We start from the raw sequence: 12,472 nt of genomic DNA on the forward strand, positions 1-12,472 counted from the left end.
TCCGGTCTCAGACCAGCGCCTCGACGTTGCGCACCAGCGCCTCGCTGGAGTGCTTGACCGCGATCCCGACGACGGGCTTGACCGCTCCGGCGATCGCCTTGCCCGCGGGGCCGCCGGGCAGCGTGTAGGAGATCCACGCGTCCACCCGGGTCCGGTCGCCGCCGAGGTCGGTGAACGACCAGCGCTGGGTGGTCTCGATCCCCTTGACCGAGGTCAGCTCGACGAGGCGGTCCCGCTCCCAGGCGGTGCACTCGATGCGGGCCTTGAGGGGGACGCCGACCTTCATCACGCCGTCGTACTGGGCGCCGACGCCGTGGCGCTGCTCGGTGACGGGCTCGATCTTGCTCAGCCCGTACATCCAGTCCTTGGTCGTGCTGAAGTCGTCGACGGAGGCGAACACCGTGCTCACCGGCGCGGCGATCTCGACACTCTGCTCCACCACGTTGGTCACGGGCGGGATTCTGGCACGCCGGGTCAGCGCGGCGGCGGCAGCGCGTCGGTGGACTCCAGCTGGCCCATCCCGGTGACCATCAGCAGGTCGGCGACGATCGCGCGCAGCTGGGACAGGATCGCCTCGACCGCGAGGACGCCGCTGCGCTCGACCTGCCCGGTCGCGGCACCGACGGCGAGCACGTCGTCGCGGGCGGCGGTCGCGATCCGGTTGGCCCGCAGCTCGTCGGCGACGGCGTCCGCGGCGGTGGCGAGGTCCGCCGCCAGCCCCGCGTACGACGGCGGCACGGGCAACCGCCGGTAGGCCGTGATCGAGGTCTGCCGGACGAGCACGCGCGTGCTCCGCAGCGCCCGGTCGAGCGGGTCGACCAGCTCGACCATCCGGCGCAGCGGCTCGCGGTGCCGGATCCGGAACGGCGAGGAGTTGACCACCGACATCCCCTCCTCGGCCGCCGCCTGCAGCTCGCGGATCAGCCGGTCGGTCGCCCGCGCATCGGCCAGCAGCTCGAGCGCCGGCGTCACCTCACCGTCCACCATCACGTCGGACGCCGCCCGCAGCAGCTGGGCGATCTTGCGCGCCACCGTCGCGGCCTGCTCGCGCGGGCGGCGCAGTGGCGCCGCCGGCACCACCATCGCCGCGACCAGCGCGACCCCACCACCGATCACCGCATCGGTCCAGCGCAGGAACGCGCCGTTGGCGCCCGGCAGCAGGACGGTGACGACGATCGACTGCACGGCCGCCTGGGAGACGAACATGATCCCGGCGTCGAGCAGCAGCGCCAGCGACATCGACAGGAAGACGATGAGCCCGAGCTGCCAGGCCCCCGAGCCGATCCCCGAGACCAGGACGTCGGCCATGAAGACGCCGATCGCGACACCGAGGGTCACCTCGATGACGCGACGCAGCCGCTGCCCGTACGACGTACCGAGGCACAGGACGGCGGCGATCGGCGCGAAGAACGGCAGGTGGTGCCCCAGCAGGTCCGACGCGATGAACCAGGCGAGCCCGGCCGCGATCGAGCACTGCGTGACCACCCACAGCTTGCCGCGCCAGCGCTCGATCCGACCGCTGACGGACAGCCGGCTGCGGGACCACATCCGGTCCAGGACCCCGTCGTTCGACACCTCCACGCAGGAGACCCTACGGGTCAGACCGCCTTGGCCGGGAGCACCCGCTTGGAGACGAGCGCCACGACGTCCTCGTAGCGCGAACCGGTGAACTTCTGGAAGTTGTGCAGCGCGTGGGCATCGAGGCCGACGAGCACGCGGGCCTGGTTCTTCGTGATGCCCTTGACGATGATCTCGGCCGCCCGCTCGGGCGTCATCTTGGCGAGCTTCTCGTCGAACAGCTTGGCCGTCGCGGCCTTGTCCTCCTTGTCGGAGACCCGTGCGCTGCGGGCGATCGCGGTCTTGATGCCGCCGGGGTGGACCGACGTGACGCCGACCTTGTGCCCGGCGATGAGCATCTCCTCGCGCAGTGCCTCGGTGAAGCCGCGGACCGCGAACTTCGTCGCGTTGTAGGCGCTCTGGCCGGGCATCGCGAGCAGGCCGAAGAGCGACGAGAGATTGACGACGTGGCCGTCACCGGAGGCGATCAGGTGGGGCAGGAACTCCTTGGTGCCGTAGACGACACCCCAGAAGTTGATGCCGACGATCCACTCCATGTCCTCGTAGGTCAGGTCGACCGCGTCCCCGGCCAGCGCGACACCGGCGTTGTTGATGACGACGTTGACCTGGCCGAAGTGGTCGGCCACCTCGGCGGCGTACGCCGTGAAGGCGGCGCGGTCGGCCACGTCGAGGTGCGCGGTGTGGACGTCGGGAGCGCCGGCGTCCTTGGCCAGGGCGGCGGTCTCGTTGAGCCCGGCGTCGTTGACGTCGGAGAGCGCCAGCCGGGCGCCCTTGCCGGCCAGGTTCACCGCGAGGGCGCGGCCGATGCCGGAGCCCGCACCGGTGATGACGACGACCTTGTTACTGAGGTTCTTCACGCGTTGACTGCCTCTCGCTGGTGGGAGACCTCGACGTCGTACTTGTCGAGGTCGAACTTGCTCAGGTGCTGCCGGAAAGTGAACGTCTGGCCCGGCCACAGGGTGGTGTTGTTGCCGAACTTGTCGAGGTACCAGCTGGCGCAGCCGCCGGTCTGCCACACGGTCGGCTTCATCTTGCGCCGGATCTGCGCGGTCCACGCGTCCTGCGCGGCCTGCGTGGGCTCGACGGACGCGAGGCCCTCGCGCCGCAGCGCCTTGGCCGCCTCGACGACATAGCGGACCTGCGACTCGATGATGAAGATCATGCTGGAGTGACCGAGCGCGGTGTTGGGGCCGACGATCTGGAACAGGTTCGGGAACCCGTGGATCGTCGTCCCCTTGTACGCCGCCATGCCGGCGCCGTCCCACACGTCGGCCAGCGTGCGGCCGTCGCGCCCGGTGATGTGCTGGGCGATCGGCGGCTCGGTGACGTAGAAGCCGGTCGCCACGACGAGCACGTCGATCGGCCGCTCGACCCCGTCGGCGGTGACGATCGCGTCGCCGGTGATCTTGGCGATCGGGTCGGTGACCAGGTCGACGTTGTCGGCGTCGAGCGCCGGGTACCACTTGTTGGAGATGAGGATCCGCTTGCAGCCGGCGCGGTAGTCCGGCGTGACCTTCTTGCGGAGCTCGGGGTCCTTGATGCCCTTGGCGATGTTCTTCTTGCCCTGGCCCTCGACCGCCTTCATCAGCTGCGGGAAGCGGGCGAACGCCGGCACGCGCGCCTCGAGCGTCGTGTAGACGAGCGAGCGCAGCGCGCGCTGGGCGCCGGGGACCTTGGCGAAGACGGTCTTCTCCAGGGCGCTGAACTCGCGCTCGTTGCGCGGGATGATCCAGTTGGGCGTGCGCTGGTAGACGTCGACGTGGCCGGCGATCTTCTGCAGCTCGGGCACGAGCTGGACCGCCGAGGCGCCCGTACCGATGACGGCGATGCGCTTGCCGGCGAGGTCGACGTCGTGGTCCCAGCGCGCGGAGTGGAAGATCTCGCCCTGGAAGCCGTCGATGCCCTCGATCTCGGGCAGCCGCGGCTCGGAGAGCCCGCCGGCGCCGGCCACGATGGTCCGCGCGGCGTACTCGTCGATGCCCTCGGGGCCTTCGGTCCGGACGATCCAGCGCTGCGCGCCGGCGTCCCACCGCGCGTCGAGGACGGCGGTGTCGAAGACGAACCGGTCGAGCGTGCCCGACTCCTCGGCGACCTTGCGGGTGTACTCCCAGATCTCCTGCTGGGGGGAGTAGACCTTCGACCAGCCCGGGTTGAGCGCGAACGAGTAGGAGTAGAGCTGGCTCGGGACGTCGCACTCGGCACCGGGGTAGGTGTTGATGTGCCAGGTGCCCCCGACGTCGCTGTCCTTCTCGATCACGACGAAGTCGCGCTCGGCGGCCTCGTCGAGCTTGATGGCCGCGGCGAGACCGGCGAAGCCGGCGCCGACGATGAGGTGGTCGACGTTGGTACGACCCGGAGTAGCACTCATGGGAGGGACGCTATTGGCGCTATTGAACATCTGTCAATAGGATGGTCGGCGTGACGGCGACCACCCCCTCCTCCGCTCCGCGCACCCGGCTCTCGCCGGCCGAGCGTCGTACCCAGCTGCTCGACCTGGGGGTCCGCCTGCTCGCGACCCGCTCGCTCGACGAGCTCTCCATCGACCTCCTCGCCGAGGAGGCCGGCATCTCGCGCGGCCTGCTGTACCACTACTTCGGCGGCAAGCAGGGCTTCTACGAAGCCGTCGTCCAGCACGCCGCCGACGACCTCTACACCCAGACCGCTCCCCCGTCCGAGGGCGAGCCGCTCGAGCGCCTCATGGCCTCGCTGACCGGGTACGTCGACTACGTCGTCGCCAACAACACCGGCTACCGCTCCCTGGTCAAGGCCGCCGCCGGCAGCAACGACACCCTCCGCGCCATCTACGACACGACGTTCGCCGCCCTCGCCGAGCGCTTCTTCACCGCCGACCCCGGCGGTCTCGTCATCCCGGACACGCCGGCGGTGCGGCTGGTGCTGCACGCGTGGCAGGCGATGGTCGAGGACCTCGTGCTGACCTGGTGCGACGCGCCGGCGGGGCTCTCGCGCGACGACCTGCTGCAGGTCATCACCGGGTCCCTCCCGGCGCTCATCGAGACCCTCCCCCCGCCGAAGTAGCGCGTTCCGGCGGGCGAAGGCGCGAGGTGCGGCGGGCGAAGGGGCACGGGGCGGCGGGCGAAGGCGCGAGGTACGGCGGGCGAGGTTGCGCATTCCGGCGCTCGAGCGAGCGATCGGCGGCAAGGACGCCGAGGGACGACCGAAACCGCCGTCCCACCAGCACCAGAACCATCCCGTTCCCGGTGACAAGGCTGGGGAGGACGCCCTCGATCCACAGCCCGACGCGGGCCCCGCGCCGTCGTGCCGGTTCACGCTGGACGCTCGCCCCATGTCCTCCCTCCCCCTCCCCAGCAGTACGCCGTTCACCTCCGCGATGGCCGCGGCCGGCGGCCTGTCCCCGCGCAGCCTCCGGCGTCTCCTCTCCCGTGGTCAGGTCCGCCACCTCCTCCACGACGTGTACGTCGGCACAGCGACCCCCGACTCGCTCGACCTCAGAGCCCGCGCCGCCGCCCTGGTCCTCCCCGAGCACGCCGTCGTCTGCGACACCAGCGCGGCCTGGCTCCACGGGATCAACCTCGTCTCGCTGGCGGCGCTCGACGTCCCTCCGCGACTCGATGCCGTGTCGATCGACGGCAGCGCCGTCGTACGACGGCCGGGCATCCGGGGCGGCAAGCGGGCGCTGCGCCTCGACGAGATCACCCTGGTCGAGGGCATCCGCGTCACCACCCCGGTCCGTACGGCGTGCGACGTGGCCCGGCTCCGCGGCCGGCTGCGCGCGATCGCGGCGCTCGACGCCTTCCGGCGCGACTTCGCGATCACCGAGGCTGAGCTGTGGCGCGTCGTACCGCGTCTGGCGGGTCATCGAGGTGTCATCCAGCTGCGCGAGCTCGTCCCGCTCTCGACCGACCGGGCCGAGTCGCAGCCCGAGTCGTGGGTCCGGCTGATGATCCACGACGAGGGCCTGCCGATGCCGCAACCGCAGGTCTGGACGATGCTGCCCGACGGGCGGCGGGTGCGCATGGAGAACGCCTACGCGCATCTCCGCATCGCCGTGGAGTACGACGGCGAGGAGTTCCACACCGCGCCCGACGACCGGGAGCACGACGAGCGGCGCCGCGAGGAGCTGCGCCGCGCGGGGTGGCTGGTGATCGTCGTACGGAAGGACGGGCTGGGCGTCCGCGAGCGCGCGGTCTGGTTGCGCCGCCTGGCCGCGGCGATCAGTGACCGCGAACCCGAGCGAACGGGCAAGCGGGTCTACTCACGCGGCCCGGACGAGCCGAACCGCCACCGGCGACGCTGAATCGTGCACCCTCAGGCGCCGGAACTTGCTCCTTCGCCGGCCGGAAGGTCAGGCGTGGCCGTCGAACATCGACGTGACCGAGCCGTCCTCGAACACCTCACGGATGGCCCGGGCGACGAGCGGCGCGATCGACAGCGTGGTGAGCTTGTCGAACTGCTTGTCGGGGGGAACGGGGAGGGTGTTGGTGATGACGACCTCGGTGGCCGAGCAGTTCTTGAGCCGGTCGACCGCGGGGTCGGAGAGGATGGCGTGGGTGGCGGCGATGATGACGCCGGCCGCGCCCTCGGCCATGAGGGCCTCGGCGGCCTTCACGATGGTGCCGCCGGTGTCGATCATGTCGTCGGTCAGGACGCACATGCGGCCCTTGACGTCGCCGACGACGCGGTTGGCGACGACCTCGTTGGCGACGTCGGTACGACGGGTCTTGTGGATGAACGCCAGCGGTACGCCGCCGAGGCGGGCGGCCCAGCGCTCGGCGACCTTGATCCGGCCGGCGTCGGGCGAGACGACCGCGAGCTCCTGGTCGCCGTACTTGGACTTGATGTAGTCGGTGAGGATCGGCAGCGCCATCAGGTGGTCGACCGGGCCGTTGAAGAAGCCCTGGAGCTGGTCGGCGTGGAGGTCGACGGTGATGATCCGGTCGGCACCCGCGGTCTTGAACAGGTCGGCCATGAGGCGCGCGGAGATGGGCTCACGGCCGCGGTGCTTCTTGTCCTGGCGCGAGTAGCCCCAGAACGGCATGACCACGGTGATCCGCTTGGCCGAGGCGCGCTTGAGCGCGTCGACCATGATCAGGTGCTCCATGATCCACTCGTTGATGGGAGTGGTGTGGCTCTGCAGCACGAAGGCGTCGCAGCCCCGCACCGACTCCTCGTAGCGGATGTAGATCTCGCCGTTGGCGAACTCACGCGCCTCGGTCGGGACGAGCTGCTGATCGAGGATCTGGGCGACCTCGTCGGCCAGCTCCGGGTGTGCTCGACCCGAGAAGATCATCATGTTCTTCTCGGTCGTCCGCTTCAGACCGCTCACGCCTGTGACTCCCCTGGATCGCCGGAGCTGATGGCTACGATTCTGCCCGCTCGCCCCGGTCGTCCCCAAGTCCGGGGGCGTTTTCGGACTGTTCACCCGTGGCATCCGCCACAGCGGAGCCGGATGCGGCCGCGGCGGCCTCGGCCTGGGCGGTACCCGCGCGGCGCGAGAGCACCCATCCCTCGAGGTTGCGCTGGGGCGAGGTGCTGACCGCGAGGGCGCCCGCCGGCACGTCCCGCCGTACGACGGTCCCGCCGCCGGTCGAGGCCCCGTCGCCGATCACCACGGGCGCCACGAAGGTGTTGTTGGAGCCGGTCTTGGCCTGGCGGCCGACGACCGTGCGGTGCTTGTTGACGCCGTCGTAGTTGGCGAAGATCGTGCCGGCGCCGATGTTGGAGCCGGCGCCGATCTCGGCGTCGCCGACGTAGGACAGGTGCGGGACCTTGGCCCCGTCGCCGATGGTCGCGTTCTTGGTCTCGACGAAGGTGCCGATCTTGCCGTCGGCACCGAGCAGCGTCCCGGGCCGCAGGTAGGCGAACGGACCGACCGAGGCGCCGGCGCCGATGACGGCCAGCTGCCCGTGCGCCCGTACGACGCGCGCCCCGGCGCCGATCTCGCAGTCCTCGAGCGTGGTGTCGGGCCCGATCACGGCGTCCTCGGCGACGACGGTCGCGCCGAGCAGCTGCACGCCGGGCAGGATCGTGACGTCGGGGGCGAGCACGACGTCGGCGTCGATCCAGGTGGTGGCCGGGTCCATCACGGTGACCCCGTCGCGCATCCAGCGGGTGACGATGCGGCGGTTGAGCTCGCGGCCGAGGTCGGCGAGCTGGGCGCGGTCGTTGGCGCCCTCGGTCTGGAGGGCGTCGTCGACGGCGTGGGCGGCGACGGTGAGCCCGGCCTCGCGGGCCAGGCCGATGGCGTCGGTGAGGTAGTACTCGCCCTTGGCGTTGTCGTTGCCGATGCGCCCGATGGTGTCGAGCAGGAAGCCGGCCTCGAAGGCGAGGATGCCGGAGTTGATCTCGGTGATGGCGCGCTCGGCCTCGGAGGCGTCCTTCTCCTCGACGATCGCCTGGACGACGCCCGCGGCGTCGCGCACGATCCGGCCGTAGCCGAACGGGTCGTCGACGATGCCGCTGAGGATGCTGACCGCGGCGCCCGCGGCCCGGTGGGAGGCGGTGAAGTCGACCAGCGTGGCGCCCTCGAGGAGCGGGGTGTCGCCGTAGGCGACGAGGACGGTGCCCTCGCGGGGGGCCTCGGCGAGCGCCTCCAACGCGATCCGTACGGCGTGCCCGGTGCCGAGCTGCTCGTCCTGGACGGCGAGCACGGCCTCGGGCCGCGCCTGGCTGACGTGCGGCGCGACGAGCTCGCGCTGGTGACCCACGACGGTGACGACGCGCGCCGGCTCGAGCGCCCCGACGGCGACGAGCACGTGCTCGATCATGCTGCGCCCGCCGATGCGGTGGAGCACCTTGGGCGTCTTGGACTTCATCCGGGTGCCCCCGCCGGCGGCGAGGACGATGACGGTCAGCTGGTCGGTCACCCGGCCACCTTAGTGCGGCCGGTTCAGCGCCCGTCGAGCCAGGCGAGCACGGCGAGCACCCGCCGGTTGTCGTCCCCGGCCTGGGGCAGGTCGAGCTTGGTGAAGATGTTGTTGATGTGCTTGCCGACGGCCTTCTCGGTGACCACGAGCCGGGCCGCCACGGCGGCGTTGGAGCGGCCCTCGGCCATCAGGGTGAGCACCTCGCGCTCGCGGTCGGTGAGCCGGTCCAGGGGCCGGGCGCGGGCCGAGACGAGGGTCGCGACGACCTCCGGGTCGAGGACGGTGCCGCCCGAGGCGACCTGGCGGACAGCGGCGAGGAAGGCGTCGACGTCCGCGACGCGGTCCTTGAGGAGGTAGCCGACGGCGCCCTCGCCGCCGGCGAGCAGGTCGCGGGCGTAGAGCGGCTCGACCCACTGGCTGAGCACGAGCACCGGGAACGCCGGGCGCGCCGCGCGCAGCGTGGTCGCGGCGAGCAGGCCCTCGGTGGTGTGGGTCGGCGGCAGGCGTACGTCGAGCACGGCGATGTCGATGTCCTCGCGGGCGAGCGCCCGGGTGAGGGAGGGTGCGTTGTCGACGGCCTCGACGACCTCGATGCCGCCGGACTCCAGGATCCGGGTCAGCCCGACCCGGAGCAGCGCCTGGTCCTCGGCGAGCACGGCCCGCAGGGGGATCACTCCGTCCGGCACGGCACCTCCATCCGGACCGTGGTCGGCCCGCCCTCGGGACTGTCGACGCTGAGTCTGCCGTCGAAGGCGTCGAGCCGGCGCGCCACCCCGCTCAGCCCGGAGCCCGCCGGGTCGGCGCCGCCGCGGCCGTCGTCCCCGACGACGAGGCGGAGGGTGTCGCCGTCATAGGTGCCGCGCACCCAGGACCGGCCGGCCGCGGCGTGCTTGACGGTGTTGGCGAGGCACTCGGCGACGGCGAAGTAGGCGGCGGACTCGACCGGCGCCGGCAGCCGCGGTACGTCGACCGCGACCGCCACCGGCACCGGCAGCGCCACGGCCAGCGCCTCGATCGCGCCGGCCAGGCCGCGGTCGGCGAGGACCGGCGGGTGGATGCCGCGCACGACCGAGCGCAGGTCGTCGAGGGCGTCGATCGTGGTCTCCCGGGCCTCGCGCAGCAGCGCGGCGGCGGCCTCGGGGTCGGTGCGCAGGAGCTTCTCGGCGAGGCCGACGTTCATGCCGACCGAGGCGATCCGGGCCTGGGCGCCGTCGTGCAGGTCGCGCTCGATGCGGCGTACTTCGGCGGCGTTGTGGTCGAGGGTCTCGGCGCGGGACTCCTCGACGCGCTCGACGCGCTCCGCGAGCTCGGCGACCCGGTCGTGACCGAGGATCGCCCGCTCGGCACGCGCCCGGGCCGTCACGAGCGGCTCGGTGACGAACCACCAGGCCAGCAGCATCGGGCCGCTGAGCAGGAGCAGCAGGAGCCACACCCACTCCCCCGCGGTGAACGCGAGGATCAGCCAGGTGATCGGCGTGGTCAGCAGCGCCACCGGCACCAGCGACATCACGAAGCCGCCGGTCGCCGAGAAGCAGAGGAACCCGAAGTCGCGCCAGCGGGCCGGGTCGCGCAGCCAGCGCACCGGCCACGCCAGGGCGAAGCCACCCGTGGGTGCGTAGCGGGCCGGGATCGTCTCGCCGAGCACCCGGCCGCTGACCTGGCGGTGCGCGGCGGTCAGGGCCCCGGTCATCGGGACCACGGCCAGCGCCAGCACGAAGCCGGCGCCGGCCAGGCCGAGCGGGAGGCAGAGCAGGGTGAGGATCGCCAGCGCGAGCGACGGGAGGAACGAGACGGCGTACCCGGCGGAGAGCAGGGTGAGCCGCAGTCGCTCCACCAGTCCGTCGACCGTGACCGTGGCGTCCATCGCGGGCCAGTCTGTCATCGGACCGCGCTCCGCACCGCTCCCCGCGCCGAGCCCAGCGTCACCGCCGCGACCGCGACGACGACCACCGGGACCAACCACAGACCGCCGTCCGGGACGACGCCCTCGTGCCGGGCGACCGCGAACGGGACCACCGTGGTCAGCGCCGCGAGGAGGCCCAGCCCGACGCCGATCACGGCGACCACGGCCGCCTCGGCGACGACGGAACCGCGCACCTGGCGGGGCGTCGCGCCGAGGAGGCGCAGCCGCTCGAGCTCGGTCCGCCGGTGCGCCACGGTGGCGACGAACGCGTTGACGACCATGATCGCGGCGAACAGCGCGATCATCGCGACGACCACGTTGTTGAGCAGGTTGATCGTGTCGCTGTCGGGTGTCCCCGCGGGGAGGCTGCGGGTGTCGATGTTCACCAGCAGCAGCGTCCCGGCGGCGGCCGCGGTCAGCACGATCACCGGCGCGAGGACACCGGAGAGCAGGTGTGCCCGCCGCACCGTGTTGTACGACGCCAGGTGCGCGCTCGCGCTCGACGACGCTCCGGCGACCAGCCGCAGCGGCGCGGCGCACCAGCGCAGCAGCACCGGCGCGAGGACCGCGAGGCCCACACCGACCAGGATCGAGCTCGACCCGCTCGTCGACATCGCCGCGTAGGGGTCGTTGTCGTGGGCCGTGACGGTGATCGTGATGACGGCCATGGCCAGGCCGTAGCCGATGAGCAGCACCGCGATCGCAACGCGCCACCAGCGCATCCGGCCCTGCTCGGCGACGCTGTCGCGGACCAGGACGCCGGCCGGGCCGCGGGTCGCCCGCCGGGCGGCCACCGCGGCAGCGGCGCCGGCGGCGAGGAGGACGAGCAGGGCGGCGGCGCCGACGGAGGCCGGACCCGCGTCGTACCGGGTGGCGTCGGAGACGAGCCCACCCGACTGGAGCAGGTCGAAGAGCAGGCGTCCGGTGCCCGCGGCGACGAGGGCACCGAGGACCGCACCGAGCAGCGCGACGCCGGCCGCCTCGCGGGCGATCAGCCGGCGGGCCTGGCGCGGGGTCGCGCCGATGGTGCGCAGCAGGCCGATCTCGGCGGCGCGCTGGGTGGTGGTGATGCCGACGGTCGAGGCGACGGAGAAGAGCACGATCAGCGCGCCCCAGCCGCCGACGACGGCACCCATCACGACCAGGTTGCCGGTGTCGGCCGCGGCCGCGGAGAACGAGGTCTCGACCAGGGTCGCGAAGGACCCGATCAGGGCGGTGCCGAGCAGCACCGCGAGGAAGGTCGCCGTCGCGGCGAGCGGACGGTGGCGCAGGCTGCGCCAGGCGAGGGTCGTGGTCCCGGCGCTCATCGGGCCACCACCAGCTCGTCGAGGTGCGCCATCTGGCCGGCGACCGCGTCGGCGGTGGGCTCGGCCATCCGGCCCGCGACCCGGCCGTCGACGAGGAAGACCACCTCGTCGGCGTACGACGCGGCGACGGGGTCGTGGGTCACCATCACCACCGTCTGGCCGAGGTCGGTGACGCTGGCGCGCAGCATCCCGAGCACCTGCCGGGCGGTCGCCGAGTCGAGCGCCCCGGTCGGCTCGTCCGCGAGGACGACGTCCGGGTCGGTGACGAGCGCCCGGGCCAGCGCCACGCGCTGCTGCTGGCCGCCGGAGAGGCTGCCGGGCAGGTGGTGGGCGCGGTCGGCGAGACCGACCCGGTCCAGCAGTCCGCGTACCCGCGCCCGGTCGGGGCGCTTGCCGGCGAGCCGGCGCGGGAGGCCGACGTTCTGCTCGGCGGAGAGGTACGGCAGCAGGTGGAAGCTCTGGAAGACGAAGCCGATGCGCTCGCGGCGCAGCGTCGTGCGGCGCTCCTCGTCCCAGTCGGTGAGGTCCTCGCCGCCGATGAGCACCCGGCCGCTCGTGGGGCGGTCGAGACCGGCGGCGCAGGTGAGGAAGGTGGACTTGCCGGAGCCCGAGGGCCCCATCACGGCGGTGAACGTGCCGCGCCGGAACGCGAGGTCGATGCCGGCGAGGGCGACGACGCCGGCGGCGCCTTCGCCGTAGGTACGGGTGAGGCCCTGGACCTCGAGGGCGACGGGTGCGGACATGGGCTGCTCCTGGGGGGATCGGTGGGACCGGAACTGGTGTCTCCGACGCTAGGAAGATCCGGAGCCGCGCTCGATGGGCCTGCTCCGCCTCCTGGG

The 12,472-nt window shown here is 72.4% G+C and carries 12 protein-coding genes; 2 read left to right on the top strand and 10 right to left on the bottom strand.

Annotated elements, in window-relative coordinates:
- Positions 1-7: 7 nt before the first annotated feature.
- The 4 genes from M0M48_RS18650 to M0M48_RS18665 are packed head-to-tail and all read right to left on the bottom strand — an operon-like array spanning position 8 to position 3,946.
- Complete coding sequence (locus tag M0M48_RS18650) at positions 8-451, bottom strand: SRPBCC family protein (protein WP_257752267.1); 444 nt, start codon at positions 449-451, stop codon at positions 8-10.
- Positions 452-474: 23 nt separating this feature from the next.
- Positions 475-1,581, bottom strand: coding sequence for an FUSC family protein (locus M0M48_RS18655; protein WP_257752268.1), 1,107 nt, complete (start codon positions 1,579-1,581; stop codon positions 475-477).
- A 17-nt stretch (positions 1,582-1,598) separates the two neighbouring features.
- Positions 1,599-2,435: an SDR family NAD(P)-dependent oxidoreductase gene (locus M0M48_RS18660; RefSeq protein ID WP_215814454.1), complete on the bottom strand. Its 837-nt coding sequence runs from the start codon at positions 2,433-2,435 to the stop codon at positions 1,599-1,601.
- Positions 2,432-3,946 (bottom strand): flavin-containing monooxygenase, encoded by a 1,515-nt coding sequence (locus M0M48_RS18665; protein ID WP_257752269.1) that lies wholly within the window; start codon positions 3,944-3,946, stop codon positions 2,432-2,434. The genes M0M48_RS18660 and M0M48_RS18665 overlap by 4 nt, the downstream gene beginning before the upstream one ends.
- Before the next feature lie 41 nt (positions 3,947-3,987).
- Here M0M48_RS18665 and M0M48_RS18670 point away from each other — a divergent pair, with 41 nt between their 5' ends.
- Positions 3,988-4,614 carry a TetR/AcrR family transcriptional regulator gene (locus tag M0M48_RS18670; RefSeq protein ID WP_374585727.1) on the top strand — a complete coding sequence of 209 codons (627 nt, stop codon included), beginning with the start codon at positions 3,988-3,990 and terminating at the stop codon, positions 4,612-4,614.
- A 268-nt stretch (positions 4,615-4,882) separates the two neighbouring features.
- Positions 4,883-5,854, top strand: coding sequence for a type IV toxin-antitoxin system AbiEi family antitoxin domain-containing protein (locus M0M48_RS18675; protein WP_257752271.1), 972 nt, complete (start codon positions 4,883-4,885; stop codon positions 5,852-5,854).
- Between the two features lie 48 nt (positions 5,855-5,902).
- On the opposite strand, the gene M0M48_RS18680 is transcribed toward M0M48_RS18675, so the two are convergent.
- Genes M0M48_RS18680 through M0M48_RS18705 form a run of 6 tightly spaced genes read right to left on the bottom strand, consistent with a single transcriptional unit; the run spans position 5,903 to position 12,376 of the window.
- On the bottom strand, positions 5,903-6,883 hold the full coding sequence (locus M0M48_RS18680) for a ribose-phosphate diphosphokinase (protein WP_257759253.1): 981 nt from the start codon (positions 6,881-6,883) through the stop codon (positions 5,903-5,905).
- 34 nt (positions 6,884-6,917) lie between these two features.
- Entirely contained in the window at positions 6,918-8,423 is a 1,506-nt protein-coding gene (gene glmU / locus M0M48_RS18685) for a bifunctional UDP-N-acetylglucosamine diphosphorylase/glucosamine-1-phosphate N-acetyltransferase GlmU (RefSeq protein WP_257752272.1), read from the bottom strand.
- 23 nt (positions 8,424-8,446) lie between these two features.
- Positions 8,447-9,088 (bottom strand): response regulator, encoded by a 642-nt coding sequence (locus M0M48_RS18690; RefSeq protein ID WP_215814917.1) that lies wholly within the window; start codon positions 9,086-9,088, stop codon positions 8,447-8,449.
- Between the two features lie 5 nt (positions 9,089-9,093).
- Positions 9,094-10,305: a sensor histidine kinase gene (locus M0M48_RS18695; protein ID WP_257759254.1), complete on the bottom strand. Its 1,212-nt coding sequence runs from the start codon at positions 10,303-10,305 to the stop codon at positions 9,094-9,096.
- Positions 10,302-11,633 (bottom strand): FtsX-like permease family protein, encoded by a 1,332-nt coding sequence (locus M0M48_RS18700; RefSeq protein ID WP_257752273.1) that lies wholly within the window; start codon positions 11,631-11,633, stop codon positions 10,302-10,304. The genes M0M48_RS18695 and M0M48_RS18700 overlap by 4 nt, the downstream gene beginning before the upstream one ends.
- Entirely contained in the window at positions 11,630-12,376 is a 747-nt protein-coding gene (locus M0M48_RS18705) for an ABC transporter ATP-binding protein (RefSeq protein ID WP_257752274.1), read from the bottom strand. The genes M0M48_RS18700 and M0M48_RS18705 overlap by 4 nt, the downstream gene beginning before the upstream one ends.
- Positions 12,377-12,472: the final 96 nt, after the last annotated feature.

The organism is Pimelobacter simplex (assembly GCF_024662235.1).
Classification (GTDB): Bacteria; Actinomycetota; Actinomycetes; order Propionibacteriales; family Nocardioidaceae; genus Nocardioides.